Origin of the sequence: Telluria sp. B2 (genome assembly GCF_051789535.1) — a bacterium.
Lineage (GTDB): Bacteria > Pseudomonadota > Gammaproteobacteria > Burkholderiales > Burkholderiaceae_D > Telluria.
In genome coordinates, this window is the sequence record NZ_CP196525.1 from 2,609,744 (window position 1) to 2,630,022 (window position 20,279).

Genomic DNA, 20,279 nt, shown 5'->3' on the forward strand with positions numbered 1-20,279 from the left:
GGACTGGTTGGCTGGGAATTATTTCGGGAAGACGGACAGTTCGGCTGTCGAGGGCAGGAAGGATCCGTTCCAGATCGCCTTCGGGTCCACGCGGTTCTTGGTCTGGTAGGTATCCGACACCTGGGAAGCCATCAGCGACATGCGCGCCGCGGACACCTGGCCGAAGCCTTCGGCGCGCGCATTCGGCGTGGCGATCGCGTCGGCAATGGCCATCTTCAGGCGCCGCAGTTCCAGCTTTTCGTCGACCAGGCCATCGCGCTCCTTGACCGCCTTGATCGCGGCTTCCGGATTGGCCATCACGTCGCGGGCCGCCCTGGCGAAGGCGCGCAGGAAGCCTTTCACCGCTTCCGGCTTCTGTTTGGCAAAGGCGTCGGACACGATGATGGCGTTGCCGTACAACTTGACGCCATGCTTCGGGTATTGCAGCACCGCGATGTCTTCATCCTTGATGCCGCGCGCGTTCAGGTTCAGCAGCGAGGTGAAGGTGAAGCCGGTGATGGCGTCGACATCCCCGCGCGCCAGCATCGTTTCGCGCAGCGGCGGGTCCATGCTGATCCAGGTCGCCTTTGCCGCATCGAGCCCGTTGGCCTTGGCGAAGATCGGATAAGCGCGGCGGCCGGCGTCGAATACCGGCGAGCCGAGCTTCTTGCCGGCCAGGTCGGCCGGACGCTTGATGCCGGACTTCTTCAGGGCGATGATCGCGGCCGGCGTGTCGTTATAGACCATCATGACCGCCACCGGCTTGCTCGGCGCGGCCGGGTTGTTGGCGGTGAACTCCATCAGGGCCGCCACGTCGGCGAAGCCCATCTCGTAGGTGCCCGAGGCGACCCGGTTGACCGCGTTCGCCGAGCCGCTGCCGGCATCGATGCTCACGTCGAGCTTTTCCTGGGCAAAGTAGCCCTTGCTCTTGGCCACGAGGAAGAATGCCGAGGGCCCTTCGAAGCGCCAGTCGAGCTGGAACTTGATCTTGGTGTCCTGGGCCAGTGCCGGCAGGCCCAGCATGCACAGCGCGAGGCCGGCGGCGAGTTTCGTTACGCGTGATGACATCATGGTTTTCTCTCTCAAGGGATACGTTGAAATGGCCGGACGCCCCCGTCCGGCAGGAATGCGGCGGCGGGCCGCGATCAGTAGCGGTGACGGATGCCGACGCCGAAGCTCGTCTCGCGCTCGTGGCCCGTGATCCTGTCGTTCATCGCGACCGCATACACGTCGGTGCGCTTGGACAGGAAGTAGTCGTAGCCGAGCGAGAAGGTGCTGCGCGTGCGCTCGGGCGCGCCCGCCACCTCGCGTTCTGTGCGCGCATACGCGGCGAGCACGCTGCCGCCCCCGGTCGGCACCCAGGCGCCGAGGCTCCAGGTCTTGTCGAGCGAGCTGCGCTCGCCGGTAGTGGCCGATTCGTTCTCGTTGCGCTGCGCCGTCGCCGCCAGCTTGAGGACCCGGAAGTCGTAGCTGGCGCCGACGAAGGCGGTCTTCTGCTTGTTGGCCAGGACGGTCGGGTTCGGATTGGAGACGTCGGTGTCGTGGTAGAAGGCGGTGAGGCCGAGCGGGCCGCTGAAGTACAGCAGGTTGGCGCCGACGTTGTTGGTGCCGGTGCTGCCGGGGGCTTCGCCGAACTGGTAGTGCAGGTTGGCGCTCAGGCCGCCGAACTTCGGCGTGCTGTAGACGACCTGGTTGCTCCAGCCGGTATCGGCCGCGTTGGTCGCGCCGCCCCAGGCGCCGCTGCCCGCCATGTCGGCGTGCAGCACCAGCGGCGAGAAGGTGAAGGAATCGCCGAAGGGATTGAACAGCACGGTCGGCAGGAAGTTGGGCGCCAGGCCGCGTCCGAGCTGCACCTTGCCGAAGCTGCCGGCCAGGCCGATGTTGGCGTCGCGCGAGAACAGGTTGTCGCCGTTGAAGCGGCCCGAGCTGCCGGTGTCGCCGCGGAAGAAACCGGTCAGGGCGAATTCCGCGCGCAGCCCGCCGCCGAGTTCCTCGCTGCCCTTGAAGCCGAACCAGGAAGTGGTCAGGCCGCCGCTGCCCAGGACCGTGCTGCGGCTCGGCGCGCCGCTGAACTGGCTCGAGCCGGCATACATGTCCACCAGGCCCATGGCCGTGACGCTGGTCTGCGCCGCCGCGCCACCCGCCACCGCACAAGCCATGGCCCCAAAGCACTTACCCAAAAATAAATGTGTTTTTGGCTGCCATAACCGGCGCGTTGCTGCGTTGGCTCCTGCTTGCAGTGCCCGCACTGCGGCGCACTCGCCGCCTTGCACCGCATCCGGTTCTGTTTGCCAAAAACTCACATTTATTTTTGGCCAAGTACTTAGCATTGCCTTGATTCTTTTCATTCTTATCCTTTAGTTGATGGTGGGGCAGGGTTACTGCGCGTTCGGCTTGCCCAGGGCCGTCCGCAAATCGAAACGCTTTGCCGGGCGCGCCAGCAGCCTGCAGGCGCACTGGCCAAGGTGACGCGTCATCTCTTCCTGTGCGCTGGCCTTGTCTTTCTTCTCGAGCGCATCGAGCACGGCCGCATGCTCGTCGAACGAGCAGGGCTGCTGTCCGGCCGGATTGGTGGCGGAAATCAGGAGCGTGGTGCGCGACACCAGGCGGCGCAGCGCGTCGACCACGAGCGAGTTGCCCGCCAGTTTCGCCAGCTCGATGTGGAACTCGGCGGACAGGCGGATCCATTGCGGGCGGTCGCCGCGCATGTAGGCGTCGCGTTCGCGCCCGACCAGCGCGCGCAGCGCGGCGAAGTCGGCCTGGTTAGACTTGTCGGCCAGCTTGTGCACGACCTGGGTCTCGAGCATCTGGCGCACCTCGAACATCTCGTAGGCTTCTTTTTCGCCCGGGCTGGCGATGTGGGCGCCGCGGTTGCGTGCGAGATCGACGAGGCCGTCGGCGGCGAGCCTGGCGAGCACGCGGCGCACGGTGTGCCGGGCCAGTCCGTAGATCTCGCCCAGGCCCTCCTCGGTCAGCCGGGTGCCGGCCGGCAGCCGGTGTTCCATGATCCCGTCGTAGATTTCCAGGTACATGCGTTCCTCCGGCAGGACCTGCGGGTCGTCTTCGAGGGGAGTCAGGGTGGCGGGTGCTGGCATGTCCATGGCAATGATTTGGAAAGGAATACTCCCTGCCTGAGCAATTAGCGTGCCAAAGTGCAAATATCTTTGTCGACAATCGCTGGGCGGGCCTGTCGCCACCGGCCCGCTTCATTGGGAAATCGCGCCTCGGTTGCCCCGTCCCGGTCCGCGCTGGACGGGCGCCGGCAGGGCCCGCCGCCGCCGGGACCCGGCGGGGATTGTGTACAAACGCGGAGCGCGAAGCTCACCAATTTGATGCGTAGGCGCACCATCGGAAAGCCGGGACCATGACCCGGATCTTTGATACGCAAAAAGAATCACAGGGTATTAATTCATATATTGGACATATCGTTGCTCATCGGGCACCCTGATGCTTTCATTCGCCAGCCGTTTCAGGAGCACCATGCCTACTTACCGTTCCCACACCACCACCCAGGGCCGCAACATGGCCGGCGCGCGCGCACTGTGGCGCGCCACCGGCATGAAGGACGGCGACTTCGACAAGCCGATCATCGCCGTGGTCAATTCCTTCACCCAGTTCGTGCCCGGCCACGTGCACCTGAAGGACCTGGGCCAGCTGGTGGCGCGCGAGATCGAGCTTGCCGGCGGCGTGGCCAAGGAATTCAACACCATCGCGGTGGACGACGGCATCGCCATGGGGCACGGCGGCATGCTGTATTCGCTGCCCTCGCGCGACCTGATTGCCGACTCGGTCGAGTACATGGTCAACGCCCACTGCGCCGACGCCATGGTCTGCATCTCGAACTGCGACAAGATCACGCCCGGCATGCTGATGGCCGCGATGCGCCTGAACATCCCGGTCGTCTTCGTGTCCGGCGGTCCGATGGAAGCCGGCAAGGTGGTCAAGGTCGTCAACAATGACAGGAAGGTCATCAAGCTCGACCTGGTCGACGCCATGATCAAGGCCGGCGATTCCACCGTGTCGGATGCCGACGTGGCCGAGATCGAACGCTCGGCCTGCCCGACCTGCGGTTCCTGCTCGGGCATGTTCACGGCCAATTCGATGAACTGCCTGACCGAAGCCCTGGGCCTGTCCCTGCCCGGCAACGGCACCATCGTCGCCACCCATGCCGACCGCAAGGAACTGTTCCTGAAGGCCGGGCGCCTGATCGTGGAACTGGCCAAGCGCCACTACGAAGGCGACGACTACTCGGTCCTGCCGCGCTCGATCGCCACCCGGGCCGCTTTCGAGAACGCGATGGCGCTCGACGTCTCGATGGGCGGCTCGACCAACACCGTCCTGCACCTGCTGGCGGCGGCGCACGAGGCGCAGGTCGACTTCACGATGGCCGACATCGACCGCATCTCGCGCCAGGTGCCTTGCCTGTGCAAGGTGGCGCCGATGACCGACAAGTTCCACATCGAGGACGTGCACCGGGCCGGCGGCATCGTCGCGATCCTGGGCGAGCTGGCGCGCGCCGGCCTGCTCGATACCTCGCTGCCGACCGTGCACAGCCCGACGCTGGCGGCGGCGATCGAACAATACGACATCCGCGTCAGCGACGATCCGGCCGTGCACCAGCTGTTCCGCGCGGCGCCGGGCGGCGTGCCCACCCAGGTGGCGTTCTCGCAGTCCGAACGTTTCGCCAGCAGCGACCTCGATCGCAGCCTCGGGTGCATCCGCGACCGCGCCCACGCCTACTCGCAGGACGGCGGCCTGGCGGTCCTGTACGGGAACATCGCCGAGAAGGGCTGCATCGTGAAGACCGCCGGCGTGGACGAAAGCATCCTGAAGTTCTCCGGCCGGGCGCGCGTGTTCGAGAGCCAGGACGCGGCGGTCGAGGCGATCCTGGGCACGAATGGAGCAAATCCCGTGGAAGCGGGCGACGTCGTCATCATCCGCTACGAAGGACCGAAGGGCGGTCCGGGCATGCAGGAAATGCTGTACCCGACCTCCTACATCAAGTCCAAGGGGCTGGGCAAGACCTGCGCGCTGTTCACCGACGGGCGCTTCTCGGGCGGTTCATCCGGCCTGGTAATCGGCCATGCCTCGCCGGAAGCGGCCGAAGGCGGCGCCATCGGCCTGGTGGAAGAGGGCGACATGATCGACATCGACATCCCCGCGCGCACCGTCAACCTGCGCGTGACCGGCGAGGAACTGGCCCAGCGGCGCGCTGCGATGGAAGCACGCGGCGCGGATGCCTGGCAGCCGGTCGGCCGCGAGCGCTACGTGTCGCAGGCGCTGCAGGCCTATGCCGCGCTGACCACCTCGGCCGACCGCGGCGCGGTGCGCGACCTGAGCCAGCTCAGGCGCTGAGCGTAACGCTCCGGCCAGGCCGCCCGCGCATGGGCGGCCATGCGCCGGCATCGGGGGCGCCGGCGCCCTCAGGCAAACGCCATCATGCCGGCGCCGGCCAGCGCGACCAGCCCAGCCCCCAGCCGCTGCAGGCGCGTGTTGGCACCAAGCTGCCAGCCCAGCGCCATCAGCCCCATGCTCGTGCAGATCGCGCCGGCCGCGGCCGCGAGACCGGCCACTTCCTGGCCGTGGGCGTTCCCATGTACGACGCTGAACGCGGCGGCCAGGCCCAGGCCGAGGTTCGCCGGCAGCCGCGCCGCGCCCAGGCCCATCAGGCCCGCCACCAGCACGCTTGCCGCCAGCAGCGGCTCCACCGCGGGCAGCGCGACGGGCAGGAGGGCGCCCGCCGCCAGGCCGGCGAAAACCGTGGCGGCCGCCTTGCGCGGGATGCCGGCGACGCAGCCCCACAGGCCCAGTCCCAGCATGGCCAGCCAGTGGTCCAGTCCCAGCAGGGGATGGCCGAGCCCATGGGCCAGGCCGCCGTCGCCGTGGCCGGGGTGGGCCCAGGCGCTGCCGGCGGCCATCAGGACGATCAGGATAGTCGAACGGTTCATGCTGCGTGCCCCTCCCGGGTGGCGTCCAGCAGGCCCTGCTCGCGGATGAAGGCGACGACCTCGTCCACGCCGGCGCCGCTGCGCAAATTGGTGAAGACAAAGGGCCGCTCGCCGCGCTGGCGGCGCGCGTCGGCGGCCATGATGTCGAGATTGGCGCCCACGTGCGGCGCCAGGTCGGTCTTGTTGATGATGAGCAGGTCCGAGCGCGTGATGCCCGGACCGCCCTTGCGCGGGATCTTCTCGCCGCCCGCCACGTCGATGACGTAGAGGGTCAGGTCCGATAGTTCCGGGCTGAAGGTGGCGGCCAGGTTGTCGCCGCCCGATTCGACCAGGACCAGTTCCAGCGCCGGGAAGTCCGCCTGCAGGCGGGCGATCGCTTCGAGGTTGATCGATGCGTCTTCGCGGATCGCGGTGTGCGGGCAGCCGCCGGTCTCCACCCCCATCAGGCGCTCCGGCGGCAATGCCGCTGCGCGCAGCAGGATCTCCATGTCTTCGCGGGTGTAGATGTCGTTGGTGATGACGGCCATGTCGTACTGGTCGCGCATGGCCCTGCAGAGCTGTTCGCACAAGGCCGTCTTGCCCGATCCGACCGGGCCGCCGACGCCAACGCGCAAGGGATTCGATTGCATACTGGTTCCTTTCAATATCACGACCGGTACAGCCGGCCGCTCTGGACTTCGTGGTACATGGAGAGTTGGGCCAGGCCCGGCGCCCAGCTCGACAGGTCGTCGTCGGGCAGGGCGCGCGCCCGGGCGGCGGCCGCTTCGATGGCCGGGCGCAGCGCCAATAGCAGGCGTTGCCCGGCCACCTGGCCCAGCGGGATCGACTTCACGCATACCAGCACCTGGTTCTCGGCCCACGAGAACAGCATCGCTAGCAGCGCTTCTTCATGCGGCACCTGCAGCGCCTCGACCGCCTGCGCCAGCGCGGCGGGGAAGCAGGTGTCGCGGGTGTGGGGTATTGCGCCGCCGGCCGGGACCAGCTGCAGTTCGATCAGCAGCCGGGTCAGCGAAAAGCCCATCTGCACCGTCTCGGCGCGCAGCTCGGCGCTCTCGCGCGAGGCCAGGTAGCGCGCGTTCCACTGCGCGAACGCGGCGCCGTCGCCGGCGCGGCAGGCCGCCAGCAGGCGCCAGAACACGGCGCCGTCCCAGCAGGCCTGCACGTCGTCCAGCTGGCGCGCCAGGTAGCGCGCGGCGCTGTCCGCGCAGCGCACGCGGCCGCGCTCGATCGCCGTTTCCAGGCCCTGGGAATAGCTGTAGGCGCCCACCGGCAGCGAGGGGCTGGCCAGTTGCAGCAGGTGCAGCAGGGCGCTTGCGTTCACGCGCGCTCCAGGTCGCCGGGGCGGTGAATCTTCTGGCGCAGCGGAACCGGGGCGAGCAGGTGGCGCGGTTCATGGTCATGACTGTGCGCGTGGCCACCGCCATAGGCGCCCGGTTCCGGCTGAAAGGCCGCCTGTTCCTCGGTCACGGTGGCGCCCAGGCCGGCGAGCATCTCGCGCAGCACCGGGTCGGCGCGGATGCGCAGGTGGCCGGCGCCGATCTGCACCTGGCCATGGCGGTTGCCGAGGTGGAAGGCGCAGCGCACCAGCGCCTGGGGATCGGGTGCGTCAATGCGATAGGTCGCTTCGGGCGCCGCGCGCACGCGCACCACCGCGCCTTCGGGCCCGGTGAGCAGGTCGCCGTCGCGCAGCACCGAGCCGCGCGGCAGGAACAGCGCGGCCGTCGCGCCCGAGGCCAGCGTGATGCGCAGGCGGCAGCGCTCGCGCTGGTCGTAGGGGAGCACCGCTTCATCGGTCACCTGAGCGGTGGTCCGGTCGGTTCGCTCCAGGCGGGTGTGCAGGGTCAGCATCGAATATTCCTCCTAACAAGCCTCAAAACAAAAAGTAGCGCTGCGCCAGCGGCAGCACGGTGGCCGGCTCGCAGGTGAGCAGCTGGCCGTCGGCACGCACCTCGTAGGTTTCCGGGTCCACCTGCATGACCGGGGTGGCCCCGTTATGGATCATGTCCGCCTTGGACAGCCCGCGGGTGGCGCGGACCGGCAGCACGGTCTTGGTGAGGCCCAGCCGCCCGGCGATGCCCTCGTCGAAGGCCGCCTGCGAGACGAAGGTGACCGACTTGGCGAGGGCGCCGCCGTAGGCGCCGAACATGGGCCGGTAGTGCACCGGTTGCGGCGTCGGGATCGAGGCGTTCGGGTCGCCCATCTGGGCCATCGCGATCATGCCGGCCTTCAGGATCATGGAAGGCTTGGCGCCGAAGAAGGCCGGCTTCCAGATCACCAGGTCGGCCAGCTTGCCGACCTCGATCGAGCCCACCACGTGCGCGATGCCGTGGGTGATGGCCGGGTTGATCGTGTATTTCGCGATGTAGCGCCGGACGCGGAAGTTGTCGTGGGTGGCGCTAGAACCGTCCGGGGCGGCCAGGTGGCCGCGCTGCAGCTTCATCTTGTGCGCGGTCTGCCAGGTGCGCAGGATGACCTCGCCGACGCGCCCCATCGCCTGCGAGTCCGAGGACATCATCGAGATCGCGCCCAGGTCGTGCAGGATGTCTTCGGCGGCGATGGTCTCGCGCCGGATGCGCGACTCGGCAAACGCCACGTCCTCGGCGATCGAGGCGTCGAGGTGGTGGCAGACCATCAGCATGTCCAGGTGCTCGTCGAGCGTGTTGACGGTGTAGGGACGGGTCGGGTTGGTCGAGGAGGGCAGCACGTTGGCCTCGCCGACGGCCGCGATGATGTCCGGCGCATGGCCGCCGCCCGCGCCCTCGGTGTGGAAGGTATGGATGGTGCGGCCCTTGAAGGCGCCCAGGGTACTTTGCAGGAACCCTGCTTCGTTCAGGGTATCGGAGTGCAGCGCCACCTGCACGTCGAAGCGCTCGGCCACGGCCAGGCAGTTGTCGATGGCCTGCGGCGTGCTGCCCCAGTCTTCGTGCAGCTTCAGGCCGACCACCCCGGCGCGGATCTGTTCTTCGATGGGCCCGGGCAGGCTGACGTTGCCCTTGCCCAGGAAGCCCAGGTTCATCGGAAAGGCATCGGCCGCCTGCAGCATGGAGTGGATGTGCCAGGGGCCGGGCGTGCAGGTCGTGGCCGCCGTGCCCACCGCCGGCCCCGTGCCGCCGCCGATCATGGTGGTGACGCCGCTGGTCAAGGCTTCCTCGATCTGCTGCGGGCAGATGAAGTGGATGTGGGTGTCGACGCCGCCCGCGGTGACGATGTTGCCTTCGCCCGCGATGATTTCGGTCGCCGCGCCGATGACCATGGTCACGCCGGGCTGGGTGTCCGGATTGCCGGCCTTGCCGATGGCGGCGATGCGCCCGTCCTTCAGGCCGATGTCCGCCTTCACGATGCCCCAGTGGTCGACGATGACGGCATTCGTGATAACGGTGTCCATGACCTCGGCATGCAGGCGTTGCGACTGGCCCATGCCATCGCGGATCACCTTGCCGCCGCCGAACTTGACTTCCTCGCCGTAGTGGGCGGCGGCGTAATCGTGCTCGATCTCGATGAACAGTTCGGTGTCGGCCAGGCGGATGCGGTCGCCCACGGTGGGGCCGTACATTTCGGCGTAGGCCTGGCGCTTGATGGTCGCCATCTCAGTTCTCCTCCAGGGACAGGGAGGGTAAGGCGCCCATCACCTGGCCGTTGAAGCCGTAGACTTCGCGCGCGCCGGCCAGGGCCACGAGTTCGACCGTGCGGTACTGGCCGGGCTCGAAGCGCACCGCCGTGCCGGCGGCAATGTCGAGCCGCATGCCGAGGGCGGCCGCGCGGTCGAACTGCAGCGCCGCGTTGACCTCGGCGAAATGGAAGTGCGAGCCGACCTGCACCGGGCGGTCGCCGCTGTTGGCCACGCGCAGGGTGAGGCCGGGGCGGCCGGCATTGAGCGCGATGTCGTCCTCGCGCAGCAGGTATTCTCCAGGGATCATCGATTGCGCCTCATACGATCGGGTGATGGACGGTGACGAGCTTGGTCCCGTCCGGGAAAGTGGCTTCGACCTGGATGTCGGGGATCATCTCCGGCACGCCCTCCATGACGTCGCCGCGCGCGAGGATGCGGGTGCCTTCGTACATCAGCTCGGCGACGCTGCGGCCGTCGCGCGCCCCTTCCATGATGGCCGCCGAGATCAGCGCGACCGATTCGGGATAGTTCAGCTTCAGGCCGCGCGCGCGGCGCCGCTCGGCCAGCAGGGCGGCGGTGAAGATCAGCAGCTTGTCTTTTTCTCTTGGTGTCAGGTCCATGTCGGCAGGATGCTAAGGTGGAGTCAGGTGGCCCAATCAGGTCGCCCAGATGCGGGGCAGGAGCGCAGGGCGGCCGATCAGGTGCGGACGCAGCAGCTGCCACATGCCGGTCATCACGCGGCGCGCATGCTCGCTGTCGCCGCACAGCAGGCGCGCGATGAACACGGACTTGAGCTGGCTGGCGCCGAGCGCGGGGTCGAGCGCGCGGATCTGGGCCAGCAAGGCGGCGGGCAGGGCCGGTCCGACCGCGGTGAGGGTGGCGCAGACCGTCGCGCCATCGAGCCCGAAGGGCCCGGCGAGGGCAGCGGAGCCGGCTTCGAGGCGCGCCTGCTCGTACCACAGCAGTTCGCTTCCGCACCAGAGTTCGGAATGCAGGCGCAGCCCGCCGCGTTCGAAGCGCTCGCCGCTGGCCTGGCGGCCGAAGCACAGCACCTCGCAGCCGATGTAGCGGGCCCCGGCGCCAAGCTGGACGACATGGCGCTGCACCGCGCGCGCGCCGTCGAAGTAGATGGTCTCCTGCGGCATCCACTCGAGCGCCGCGCCATTGCCGGCCGTCAGACTTACCGACTGATGGGCATGGCCGTCGTCATCATTGCAGCGATACCACTTGGTCGCGCCCGGCGAGGTCAGGAAGGCATGCGCCCCTGGCCCGACGCTGGCGGCGACCTGCAGCCGGTCGCCGGCGCGGATGCCCGCGGGAGGGTGCACCAGGATCGCGTGGACGGTCGCGGCGCCTTCCGGATACAGCGGCTTCTGAACCCGCAGCGGACCGTGGTGGCGGTTGCGGCCCACGATGCTGGCGCCGTCGCGCAAGGCAATGTCCAGCTCGAGGCTGGCCAGCCAGCCGGCGGGTGAATCGGTGTGGTGGGTTGGTGCATCTCGCATGCCCCGGTACGTAGCACTTTCCGTGCCACTGCAGGGTACATGCGCGTTGCGTGGCGGTGCGCCGCCTGGCGCCGGTGGTGCGCGGCGCACCCCGTTCGGGCGAAACGTATCGGCAGTGCATCCGGCGGGCGGTTTTGGTGCAGCCTCTTGCTGAAGATGCACCACTTTCATGCGCTAGGCTGAGCGAGGCAAGGGCGCCGGCAGAGTAAGAGAAGCAGTGTTTCCGGCGGCGCTCGAGTGTCTAGCAGAGCTGTGGCGATTCAGTGTGGCTTATTAGTTAGGTCGAGAGGGAGGCTTTAGCCAAAGAGATACCGTGGCCGAAAAAATTGGAGCTTTGACAACCAAATTATCACGACAATCGAATCTGCGCGCAACCTGTTTCGAGGAACGTCAGTAGCTAATCTTCTCGTTGGCGCCGCATGGCGTATGGTGGCTGAATCTGACATGATGCGGTCGACGTGCCCACCTTTGTGAATGCTGCCTTGCGCATGCCAGCCAACGCTAATAGATCCTCTCATTCAGGTAATTGCCTCACCTTAACGAGTGGCTCTGCGCTTGTAACAATGCACTCTATGTGTATAGTCTTCTCAGCGTTTCTTAACCGGGTACCGGTAGCGAGAAATGAACCGCCCCGGATTTTGTAGAGGCTCCATTGTTTGAGAGAATGGAGTCATGAAGAAGCAACCCAAGTATTCCCCCGAAGTCATCGAGCGCGCCGTGCGCATGGTCAGTGAGGCCGCCAGCGAGTACAGCTCGCAGTGGGCGGCGATCGAATCCATCGCAACCAAGATCGGCTGCACACCTGAAACGCTGCGTCGCTGGGTACGCCAGCAAGAGCGCGATACCGGCCAGCGCCCGGGGCCGACCACTGCCGAAGAGGAGCGCATCAAGGCGCTGGAGCGAGAAGTGCGCGAGCTGCGCAAGGCAAACGAGATCCTGCGTCTGGCGAGTGCGTTTTTCGCCCAGGCGGAGCTCGGCCGCCACTTCAAGCCGTGAGGGCATTTATCGACCAGTACCGCCATGCCTACGGCGTCGAGCCGATCTGCAAGGTGATGCAGGTCGCGCCGTCTGGCTACTGGCGCTATGCCGCGCAGCAGCGTAATCCTGCGTTGCGTTGCGCACGAGCCCAGCGCGACGACGTGCTGAGCGTCGATATCGAGCGCGTCTGGCAGGCGAACATGCAGGTCTACGGCGCCGACAAGGTCTGGCGCCAACTGCGGCGTGAGGGCACTGACGTGGCCCGCTGCACGGTGGAGCGCTTGATGCGCAAGGCCGGGCTGCGAGGCGTCATGCGTGGCAAGGTCGTGCGCACGACGGTGGCCGATGCGAAGGCGCCATGCCCGTTCGACCGGGTCAACCGCCAGTTCAAGGCGCAGCGCCCGAACCAGTTGTGGGTCAGCGATTTCACCTACGTCTCGACTTGGCAGGGCTTTGTCTACGTCGCCTTCGTCATCGACGTCTTTGCCCGGCGCATCGTCGGCTGGCGGGTGAGCAGTTCGATGCGTACCGACTTCGTGCTCGATGCGCTGGAACAGGCGTTGTACGCGCGTCAGCCCGAACGGAACGAGCTGGTCCATCATAGCGACAGGGGCTCGCAATACGTGTCGATCAAGTACAGCGAGCGCCTGGCAGAAGCCGGCATCGAACCCTCTGTGGGCAGCAAGGGCGACAGCTATGACAACGCCCTGGCCGAGACCATCAACGGACTCTACAAGGCTGAATTGATCCACCGCCGCGCTCCCTGGAAGACACGTGAAGCCGTCGAACTGGCCACGCTGGAATGGGTATCCTGGTTCAACCACCACCGCCTGCTGGAACCGCTCGGCTATATACCGCCGGCCGAAGCTGAGGCAAACTATTACGAGCAACTGAGCAGTCAAGCCATCCCGGCCTGACTCACACCAACCGGCCTCCACGAAAGCCGGGGCGGTTCAAAAAGCCGACAAGCTGAGGGCGTTTATGGTCGCACAGCGCGTTTCGCTCGATGGTGCAATAAGCCCGCCCAGCCGAGAGCAGACGATAATGAAATTGGCCTTACGGTAGATCAGTGGATCCTTGCTCAATCAGTTTAGTGAGACGTTCAAGAGGGCGCACGGTCGAGGCATCTCTTGGTTGGCAGAACGCGAAAGTTGTCAGAATTTGGGCCGACCTCTAGGGCTATGTACGTCAGCTTCGGGGGCGATAGCAGACGTACACGGCGGCAGTCCGGGCGCCAAGAGGGCGGCCGTGTTCGCAGGCGGACCGATGCCATGGCCCAAGCACTTCTCTCCGTAACCCTTCGGTCGCTTATAGGAGCGCGTCTTCCGGCCCACCGTGGATCGCCGATGGGCGGGCGATCGCGCATCAACGATCGTGCGGCCCCTGACGGGAGTTCTGTTTGTCCTCAGAACCGAAATACCTTGAGTACCTGCCGCGTGGGCTTGGCTACGGCAGCGGCATGACGTGCCGGCGTCGCCTGCACGAATGGATGCAAGGAGGTGTTTGGCAGAGCGTCCAAGAGGCAGTCCTGCGGCGACTCCGTGAGCACGAACAGGCCATATGGGATCGGGCCAGCGTCGATCCGGTCCAGGCACGCGCCCGACTACAGGACGGGCCGCCCGCCACGCTACCGCTATAATCGGCTCATCATTCCCTGCCGCGCCAACCCCGCCCGGAAAGCGAGCGACCCGACCCCATGCACTACGCCCTCGCTGCACGCACCTTCCTCTTCAGTCACTATTTCTACACCGGCCTGCGCATCGCCACGGGCATCGTCGGCCTCACCTTCCTGACCTACTTCATCGCCGACCTGCCGACCGCGATCGCCGTGGCGATGGGCGCCCTGTGCACCAGCCTGATGGACCTGCCCAGCCCCTTGCGCCACAAGTTCAACGAGATGCTGGCGGGCGTGCTGCTGTGCTCGGTGGTGGCGCTGCTGGTCAGCCTGAGTTCGCAGGTGGAATGGTTGCTGTTCACCGTCATCGTGCTGGTCTCCTTCCTTGCCAGCATGATGGTGGTCTACGGCAGGAAGGCGATGCCGCTGCAGTTCGCGGCGCTGTTCGTGATGATGCTGTCGTCCGAAGCCCCGGCCACGCCGCTGCAGGCGCTGCGGCATGGCGCGCTCTTCTTTGCCGGCGGCGCCGGCTACATGGCGTATGCCATGGTCGTCGTCTGGCTGCTGCAGCGCCGCCTCAAGCAGCAGGTGCTGGCCGAGGCGCTGTACGAACTGGTGGTGTATACGGGCATCAAGGCCGGCTGCTACGACCTGGCCAACAGCCTGCCCGCGCAGATGGAGAAGCTGGTGCGCGAACAAAGCGTGCTGGCCGAGCGGCAGCAGGCTTCGCGCGACCTGATCCTGCGCGGCAAGCCGGCACCAAGCGAGGCGATCCTGGTGCAGGTGCACTACGCCATGTTCGACCTGTACGAGCTGGTCCTGTCGACCCACACGGACTATGGCGTGCTGCGCCGGCATTTCGCCGGCGGCCCCATCCTGCCGCTGCTGGGCGAGCTGGTCGGCATGGCCGCGCGCGACATCGAGGCAGTGGCGTATGCGATGACGCGCGACCAGCCCTCGCGCTCCACGGTCGACTACCGGGACGCATTGCGCGCGCTCGATGAGGCGCTGCGGGCGCTGCCGGCGCCGCCCCCGGGCGAGGACGAGGAATTCGATGCGCACGCGGCCCTGCGCGCCACGGTCAACAATATCCGCGAGCTGGTCGCGATGATCGGACGGCTGCATGCCGCCAGCCAGGCGCGCGCATCGTCCGAGGGCGCGCTGCCGATGGTGCCGCATTCGGACATGACGCCTTTCCTCACCCAGCAGCGCTACAGCATCGGCATCCTGCTGTCGAACCTGCGCTGGAGCTCGCCGGTCTTCCGCTTCGCGCTGCGGGTGGCGATGGCGATCTCGGTCGGCCTCCTGTCGGCGCGCTGGCTGCCCTATACCTCGCACGGCTACTGGACGGCGCTGACCATTGCCGTGATCCTCAAGCCGAGCTTCAGCCTCACCCGCCAGCGCCGCACCGACCGCCTGGTCGGCACCCTGATCGGCTGCATGCTCACCGCCGTGATCCTGCATTTCGTCCACTCGCCCGCGCTGCTGATCGGCTTCCTGTTCGTCGCGACCGCCGCGGCGCCCACCTTCCTGTCCATCAAATACCGCTACACGGCGGTGGCCGCCAGCGTGCAGGCCCTGTTGCTGATCGGCCTGACGGTGCCGGTCGGCGCCAGCGCCATCGGCGAACGCCTGCTCGATACGTTGCTCGGCACCCTGATCGCCACCTTCTTCAGCTACGTGCTGCCGAGCTGGGAATACCAGAACCTGCCGCGGCTGGTCGATGCGGTGCTCGACGCCAACCGCAAATACATCGATGCGGCCGCCGGCATGCTTTTGAAGCGCACGGGCGACGACGTCCACTACCGGATCAGCCGCAAGCGCTTCATGGACAGCCTCGCCACGCTCAGCGCGGCGCTCGGCCGCATGCTCGACGAGCCGGCGGACAAGCAGCGCGCGCCGGGCGAACTGAACCGCTTCACGGTGCAGAATTACCTGCTGGTGGCCCACATGGCCGCGCTGCGCCTGCTGTTGCAGCGCTATGCGGAGAACCTGCCGTCGCGCGAGGTCGAGGCCGCGCTCGAGCGCATGTTTGCCGAGGTAAGGGCCAGCCTGGGGGCGCCGCCACAGGCCGGGCCGGCGTCGCCGGACGGGCGGATAAGCTGGATGGCGCAGTGGCCCGGCTGGGCGCCGCTGCAGCGGCGCCTGCGACTGCTGCAGCAGGATGCCGCGCGAGTGGCGCAAAGCCGCGCTGCGATCGGCAATGTGCTCGGACGGGGATGAGGACTGTCCTCTCGCGTGAGGACTTGACGCAGCCCGCTTCCGATACATTCGTGGGGTGTTTGATGCGCCGCCCGGCTCGAGCTGTACGAGGCGGTCCGCGACAACGGCGGCGCCGCGCCTGCAGGGCGGACCTCCCGCCGGACACTGCCTACCTCGCCATTCTGGGAGGTACGGATTCTCGTCCGCTGGCGCATAATGCCCGTGTTCCCCAAGGAGGAAGCGGATGCGCGACGCAGTCATCATCGGAGCCGGCCACAATGGCCTGGTATGCGCCTTCTACCTGGCCCGCGCCGGACTGAAGGTCACGGTACTCGAGCAGCGCGAAGTGGTCGGCGGCGCCGCCGTCACCGAGGAATTCCACCCGGGTTTCCGCAACTCGGTGGCGGCCTACACGGTTTCCCTGCTCAACCCCAGGGTCATCGCCGACATGAACCTGGCCGGTCACGGCCTGCGCGTCGTCGAGCGGCCGCTGTCGAACTTCCTGCCGCTGGACGACGAGCGCTACCTGAAGGTCGGCGCCGGCAGGACAGCCGCCGAGGTGGCGAAATTCTCGCAGCGCGACGCAGCCAGGCTGGATGCCTACGCCAGCCACCTGGACGCCGCTGCCGACCTGCTGCGCGAGCTGGTGCTGCAGACGCCGCCGAACCGGGTCGAGGGCGGCTGGCTCGCCGCGCTGCCCGAGCTGATCAAGGCCGGCAGGCTGGGCAACCGGATGCGCGCCTTGCCGCTCTCCAGCCAGCGCGAACTGCTCGACCTGTTCACCAAGTCGGCCGGCGACTACCTCGACGGCTGGTTCGACAGCGCGCCGATCAAGGCCGCCTTCGGCTTCGACAGCGTGGTGGGCAACTACGCCAGCCCGTACACGCCCGGGTCGGCCTATGTGCTGCTGCACCATGTATTCGGCGAGGTCAACGGCAAGAAGGGCGCCTGGGGGCATGCCGTCGGCGGCATGGGCGCCATCACCCAGGCGATGGCGAAGGCGGCCCAGGCGCTCGGCGTGGAAATCCGCCTGGGCGCGGGTGTGCGCGAGGTGCTGCTGGAGAAGGGCCGTGCATCCGGCGTCGTCACGTCAAAAGGCGAGCGCGTCGACGCGCGCGTGGTGGTCTCGAACCTGAATCCGCGCCTGTTGTACACCAGGCTGGTCGAGCCGGGCGCGCTTCCCGCCGACTTCCTGCGCCGCATGCAGGCCTGGCGCTGCGGCTCCGGAACCTTCCGCATGAATGTGGCGCTGTCCGAGCTGCCGAGCTTCAGCTGCCTGCCCGGCACCCAGGCGGGCGAGCACCACGGCAGCGGCATCATCATCGCCCCCAGCCTGTCCTACATGGAGCGCGCTTACATGGATGCGCGCACCGATGGCTGGTCGCGCGAGCCCATCGTCGAGATGCTGATTCCTTCGACCCTCGATCCGACCCTGGCGCCGCCCGGCCAGCACGTGGCCAGCCTGTTCTGCCAGCACGTCGCGCCCCAGCTGCCCGACGGGTCGAGCTGGGACGACCATCGCGAACGCGTGGCCGATCTCATGATCGACACGGTCGACCGCTGGGCTCCCAACTTCAAACGCTCGGTGCTCGGCCGGCAGATCATGAGCCCGCTGGACCTGGAGCGCAGCTTCGGCCTGGTGAATGGCGACATCTTCCACGGCGCGCTCGGACTGGACCAGCTGTTCTCGGCGCGGCCGATGCTCGGCTATGCGGACTACCGCGGTCCCGTCCCCGGCCTCTACACCTGCGGCGCGGGCACCCATCCGGGCGGGGGCGTCACCGGGGCGCCGGGTCACAACGCCGCGCGCGAAGTCCTGCGCGACGTCGCCAGGCGGCGCGCATGAGCCGCCGCGCGTCGTGCGCGGCGCTGTCCGCCGTCCTCGTGCTGGCCTGCGCGGCGGCGGATGCGGCGGCGGGTGCTGTCCGCGCGCCCGCCGACCTGGTCTACCGCAACGGCTTCGTCTACACCGTGGACGAGAAGGACAGCGTGCAGTAGGCGCTGGCCGTGCGCGCCGGACGCATCGTCTACGTCGGCCCGGATGCCGGCGCCGCAGGCTGGATCGGCAAGACCACCCGCGTCGTCGACCTGCAGGGGCGCATGCTGATGCCGGGACTGGTCGACGCCCACATGCATCCGCAATCGGGCGGCAGCCGCCTGCTCAACTGCAGCCTGGATTACCTTCGGCTCACGGTGGCCCAGTTCCGGGCGCGCATCCAGGCTTGCCTCGACCGCGACAGGAACAAGCATCCAAACAGGCCGCTGCTGGTGGTCAACTGGTTCCAGCAGGGCATGCAGCCCGATGGCACGGCGACCAGCGCCGCCACGCTCGATGCGCTCAGGACCACGCGCCCGGTGATCGTGCGCTCCTCGTTCGGCCATTCGGTGCAGATCAATTCGCGCGCGATCGCGCTGGCCGGCATCAAGCGCGACACGCCCGACCCGGCGGGCGGCAAGATCGTGCGCGACGCTAGAGGCGAGGCCACCGGCCTGCTGGAGGACGCGGCGCAGGACCTGGCGATGCGCCTGCTGCCGCCCTTGAGCGCGCGGGAGAACCTGGCGGCGTCAAAAGCGGCGCTGGATTCGATGCGACGCCAGGGCATCACCAGCTTCCTCGACGCCTGGACCGATTTGGAAACGATGACGGCCTTCGCGGCGCTGCAGCGCCAGGGCAGGCTGAGCGCGCGCGCCCACTTCGCGGTGCTGGTCGAATTGGAGAAAGGCGCGACCCCGCAGGGCGCCGTCGCCGCGCTGCTCGCGCAGCAACGGCGTTTCGACCAGGGCCCGACCCGGGCGGCTCCCTCGCTGCAGGTGCGCCACGCCAAGCTCTTCATGGACGGCGTGATCGCGGCGCCCGCGTTTACCGGCGCCATGCTCGAACCCTATTTGGTGAACAAGGGGACCGACGACAAGCCGGACTGGCAGCCCGGCCCCAGCAAGGGGCCGCCGGGCTACTTTTCCGCCCAGGACCTGGGCGCCACGCTGGCGGAACTTGCCCGGGCCGGTGTCGATCCGCACATCCATGCCGACGGCGACCGCGCGGTGCGCGAATCCCTGGACGCCATCGCGGCGCTGCGCGCAACGGACGCGGGGAAGGACGTGCGGCCAGCCATCGCCCACGCCGAGATCGTGGCGCCGGCCGACTACCCACGCTTTGCCGCGCTCGACGTGACGCCCGTGCTGTCCTTCCAGTGGGCCAAGCCGGCGCCGGACACCGTCGACGCCCTGGCGCCTTACCTGGGGCCGGCGCGCTACGCGACGGTCCAACCCCAGGCCGTGCTGCTGGGCGCCGGCGCCCGCGTGGCCTACGGCAGCGACTGGCCTGTCGATCCGCTCGACGCCTGGTTCGCCCTGAAGGTTGCCGTCACACGCAAGGCCGCGCCAGGGGCGGGGGAGCAATACGCCGGCCGCCTGACCGATCAGCCCGGCATGCCGCGCGCCGCCGTGCTGCGGGCGGCGACCATGAACGCGGCCTGGACGCTGCGCCAGGAAACCGTGACGGGATCGCTGGAGGCCGGCAAGCTGGCCGATTTCATCGTCCTCGACCGCAACTTCTTCTCGATTCCGGCAGAGGACATCGCCAACATCAAGGTGCTGCAGACGGTGGTCGGCGGCAAGGTGGTGTACGAGGCGCCGGCGCCGGGTCTGGCTGCAGCGGGCGCGGCAACGGACAACGAGCGCTGATCAATCCGCGTGCGGCGGTTCGCCGACCATGCCTGCCGTGACGGGCCCCGCCTCCTGCGCCAGGTAGTTGTCCTTGAGCCGGACGTAATGCTCGGCCAGGTAGCGTATGTGGGCGAGCTCTTCCGCGGTCAGGGGCCGGGCCTGCCGGGCCGGGCGTCCCAGGTAGAGATAGCCGCTGTCGAGCACCTTGCCCGGCGGGACCAGGCTGCCGGCGCCGAGCATGACCCTGTCGGCGACGACGACGTCGTCCATCAGGATAGCCCCCATGCCGATCAGGCACTCGTTGCCGATGGTGACGCCGTGCAGGATCACCGCATGGCCGATGGTCACGTGGTCGCCGATGACCAGCGGGGTACCGCTCGGATTGTTCTCGTTCTTGTGCGAGACGTGGCCGATGGTGAAGTCCTGGATGTTGGTGCAGCGTCCGACATGGATGTGGTTGACGTCGCCGCGCAGGACCGCATTGCACCAGATCGAACTGTCGCTGCCGATGCGCACCTCGCCGATGACTTGGGCCGACTCGTGCACGAAGGCCCGCGCGCCGATCGCGGGCGTGAAATCGAGGTAGCGGGTAATGGACATTGCCGGACTCCGGAGTGGCCTTGTCAGCTTAGTCAGCAGGATCGCGAATAAGTTCGGTCCGATTGAACGGCCGCACCTCCTCGGTCCGCTTCCCACCTTCCTGCCGGGGCGCCGGCTTTTCCGAATAGCCGGGGTGGTTGCAGATGTCCTTCAGCTGGCCGCTCCGATGGGCTGCG

Annotated in this window: 18 protein-coding genes and 1 other annotated feature; of the genes, 6 read left to right on the forward strand and 12 right to left on the reverse strand. The window is 67.7% G+C overall.

What is annotated here, in order from left to right; genetic code table 11:
* Nucleotides 1-18: 18 nt before the first annotated feature.
* The 3 genes from ACSUZJ_RS11680 to ACSUZJ_RS11690 form a co-directional block, all read right to left on the reverse strand.
* The gene (locus ACSUZJ_RS11680) at nt 19-1,002 is read right to left on the reverse strand and encodes an ABC transporter substrate-binding protein (RefSeq protein WP_499416520.1); all 984 of its coding nucleotides are present in this window, start codon (nt 1,000-1,002) and stop codon (nt 19-21) included.
* A gap of 122 nt (nt 1,003-1,124) precedes the next feature.
* Entirely contained in the window at nt 1,125-2,138 is a 1,014-nt protein-coding gene (locus ACSUZJ_RS11685) for a porin (protein ID WP_499416260.1), read from the reverse strand.
* Nucleotides 2,139-2,357: 219 nt separating this feature from the next.
* Nucleotides 2,358-3,080: a GntR family transcriptional regulator gene (locus ACSUZJ_RS11690; RefSeq protein ID WP_499416262.1), complete on the reverse strand. Its 723-nt coding sequence runs from the start codon at nt 3,078-3,080 to the stop codon at nt 2,358-2,360.
* Nucleotides 3,081-3,459: 379 nt separating this feature from the next.
* On the opposite strand from ACSUZJ_RS11690, the gene ilvD reads away from it, so the two are divergent.
* Complete coding sequence (ilvD, locus tag ACSUZJ_RS11695) at nt 3,460-5,334, forward strand: dihydroxy-acid dehydratase (RefSeq protein ID WP_499416264.1); 1,875 nt, start codon at nt 3,460-3,462, stop codon at nt 5,332-5,334.
* A 68-nt stretch (nt 5,335-5,402) separates the two neighbouring features.
* Here the strand turns inward: ilvD and ACSUZJ_RS11700 are convergent, their stop codons facing one another.
* Genes ACSUZJ_RS11700 through ACSUZJ_RS11735 form a run of 8 tightly spaced genes read right to left on the reverse strand, consistent with a single transcriptional unit; the run spans nt 5,403 to nt 11,042 of the window.
* A complete protein-coding gene (locus ACSUZJ_RS11700) occupies nt 5,403-5,927 on the reverse strand; it encodes a HupE/UreJ family protein (protein ID WP_499416266.1) in 525 nt (174 codons plus the stop codon).
* Entirely contained in the window at nt 5,924-6,556 is a 633-nt protein-coding gene (gene ureG / locus ACSUZJ_RS11705) for an urease accessory protein UreG (protein ID WP_499416268.1), read from the reverse strand. Before ureG ends, ACSUZJ_RS11700 begins: the two co-directional genes overlap by 4 nt.
* Before the next feature lie 17 nt (nt 6,557-6,573).
* Entirely contained in the window at nt 6,574-7,248 is a 675-nt protein-coding gene (locus ACSUZJ_RS11710) for an urease accessory protein UreF (protein ID WP_499416270.1), read from the reverse strand.
* Nucleotides 7,245-7,775 carry an urease accessory protein UreE gene (gene ureE / locus ACSUZJ_RS11715; RefSeq protein ID WP_499416272.1) on the reverse strand — a complete coding sequence of 177 codons (531 nt, stop codon included), beginning with the start codon at nt 7,773-7,775 and terminating at the stop codon, nt 7,245-7,247. Before ureE ends, ACSUZJ_RS11710 begins: the two co-directional genes overlap by 4 nt.
* A gap of 22 nt (nt 7,776-7,797) precedes the next feature.
* Nucleotides 7,798-9,513 (reverse strand): urease subunit alpha, encoded by a 1,716-nt coding sequence (gene ureC, locus ACSUZJ_RS11720; RefSeq protein ID WP_499416274.1) that lies wholly within the window; start codon nt 9,511-9,513, stop codon nt 7,798-7,800.
* Nucleotide 9,514: 1 nt separating this feature from the next.
* A complete protein-coding gene (locus ACSUZJ_RS11725; protein ID WP_499416276.1) occupies nt 9,515-9,844 on the reverse strand; it encodes an urease subunit beta in 330 nt (109 codons plus the stop codon).
* Between the two features lie 10 nt (nt 9,845-9,854).
* Nucleotides 9,855-10,157 (reverse strand): urease subunit gamma, encoded by a 303-nt coding sequence (locus tag ACSUZJ_RS11730; protein WP_499416278.1) that lies wholly within the window; start codon nt 10,155-10,157, stop codon nt 9,855-9,857.
* 36 nt (nt 10,158-10,193) lie between these two features.
* Nucleotides 10,194-11,042: an urease accessory protein UreD gene (locus tag ACSUZJ_RS11735; RefSeq protein WP_499416280.1), complete on the reverse strand. Its 849-nt coding sequence runs from the start codon at nt 11,040-11,042 to the stop codon at nt 10,194-10,196.
* Between the two features lie 672 nt (nt 11,043-11,714).
* Between ACSUZJ_RS11735 and ACSUZJ_RS11740 the strand changes: the two genes are divergently transcribed.
* The 5 genes from ACSUZJ_RS11740 (at nt 11,715) to ACSUZJ_RS11760 (ending at nt 19,521) form a co-directional block, all read left to right on the forward strand.
* A protein-coding gene (locus ACSUZJ_RS11740; RefSeq protein WP_499414155.1) for an IS3 family transposase occupies nt 11,715-12,937 on the forward strand; the annotation gives its coding sequence in 2 pieces (ribosomal slippage) (nt 11,715-12,003 and nt 12,003-12,937; 1,224 coding nt in all).
* Nucleotides 11,993-12,109 (forward strand) — a sequence feature (AL1L pseudoknot). It overlaps the preceding gene by 117 nt.
* A gap of 779 nt (nt 12,938-13,716) precedes the next feature.
* Complete coding sequence (locus ACSUZJ_RS11745) at nt 13,717-15,858, forward strand: FUSC family protein (RefSeq protein ID WP_499416282.1); 2,142 nt, start codon at nt 13,717-13,719, stop codon at nt 15,856-15,858.
* Nucleotides 15,859-16,081: 223 nt separating this feature from the next.
* Nucleotides 16,082-17,683 carry a phytoene desaturase family protein gene (locus ACSUZJ_RS11750; protein ID WP_499416284.1) on the forward strand — a complete coding sequence of 534 codons (1,602 nt, stop codon included), beginning with the start codon at nt 16,082-16,084 and terminating at the stop codon, nt 17,681-17,683.
* Nucleotides 17,680-17,835: a hypothetical protein gene (locus tag ACSUZJ_RS11755; protein ID WP_499416286.1), complete on the forward strand. Its 156-nt coding sequence runs from the start codon at nt 17,680-17,682 to the stop codon at nt 17,833-17,835. Before ACSUZJ_RS11750 ends, ACSUZJ_RS11755 begins: the two co-directional genes overlap by 4 nt.
* Before the next feature lie 9 nt (nt 17,836-17,844).
* A complete protein-coding gene (locus ACSUZJ_RS11760; protein ID WP_499416288.1) occupies nt 17,845-19,521 on the forward strand; it encodes an amidohydrolase in 1,677 nt (558 codons plus the stop codon).
* Here the strand turns inward: ACSUZJ_RS11760 and ACSUZJ_RS11765 are convergent, their stop codons facing one another.
* Nucleotides 19,522-20,103: a gamma carbonic anhydrase family protein gene (locus ACSUZJ_RS11765; RefSeq protein WP_499416290.1), complete on the reverse strand. Its 582-nt coding sequence runs from the start codon at nt 20,101-20,103 to the stop codon at nt 19,522-19,524.
* Between the last annotated feature and the right edge of the window lie 176 nt (nt 20,104-20,279).

Excerpts from the sequence above, each read along its gene's own strand:
- ACSUZJ_RS11680 (WP_499416520.1), bottom strand. The coding sequence starts at position 1,002 with ATGCTGGGCCTGCCGGCACTGGCCCAGGACACCAAGATCAAGTTCCAG.
- ACSUZJ_RS11685 (WP_499416260.1), bottom strand. The coding sequence starts at position 2,138 with ATGGCTTGTGCGGTGGCGGGTGGCGCGGCGGCGCAGACCAGCGTCACG.
- ACSUZJ_RS11690 (WP_499416262.1), bottom strand. The coding sequence starts at position 3,080 with ATGGACATGCCAGCACCCGCCACCCTGACTCCCCTCGAAGACGACCCG.
- ilvD (WP_499416264.1), top strand. The coding sequence starts at position 3,460 with ATGCCTACTTACCGTTCCCACACCACCACCCAGGGCCGCAACATGGCC.
- ACSUZJ_RS11700 (WP_499416266.1), bottom strand. The coding sequence starts at position 5,927 with ATGAACCGTTCGACTATCCTGATCGTCCTGATGGCCGCCGGCAGCGCC.
- ureG (WP_499416268.1), bottom strand. The coding sequence starts at position 6,556 with ATGCAATCGAATCCCTTGCGCGTTGGCGTCGGCGGCCCGGTCGGATCG.
- ureE (WP_499416272.1), bottom strand. The coding sequence starts at position 7,775 with ATGCTGACCCTGCACACCCGCCTGGAGCGAACCGACCGGACCACCGCT.
- ureC (WP_499416274.1), bottom strand. The coding sequence starts at position 9,513 with ATGGCGACCATCAAGCGCCAGGCCTACGCCGAAATGTACGGCCCCACC.
- ACSUZJ_RS11725 (WP_499416276.1), bottom strand. The coding sequence starts at position 9,844 with ATGATCCCTGGAGAATACCTGCTGCGCGAGGACGACATCGCGCTCAAT.
- ACSUZJ_RS11730 (WP_499416278.1), bottom strand. The coding sequence starts at position 10,157 with ATGGACCTGACACCAAGAGAAAAAGACAAGCTGCTGATCTTCACCGCC.
- ACSUZJ_RS11735 (WP_499416280.1), bottom strand. The coding sequence starts at position 11,042 with ATGCGAGATGCACCAACCCACCACACCGATTCACCCGCCGGCTGGCTG.
- ACSUZJ_RS11745 (WP_499416282.1), top strand. The coding sequence starts at position 13,717 with ATGCACTACGCCCTCGCTGCACGCACCTTCCTCTTCAGTCACTATTTC.
- ACSUZJ_RS11750 (WP_499416284.1), top strand. The coding sequence starts at position 16,082 with ATGCGCGACGCAGTCATCATCGGAGCCGGCCACAATGGCCTGGTATGC.
- ACSUZJ_RS11755 (WP_499416286.1), top strand. The coding sequence starts at position 17,680 with ATGAGCCGCCGCGCGTCGTGCGCGGCGCTGTCCGCCGTCCTCGTGCTG.
- ACSUZJ_RS11765 (WP_499416290.1), bottom strand. The coding sequence starts at position 20,103 with ATGTCCATTACCCGCTACCTCGATTTCACGCCCGCGATCGGCGCGCGG.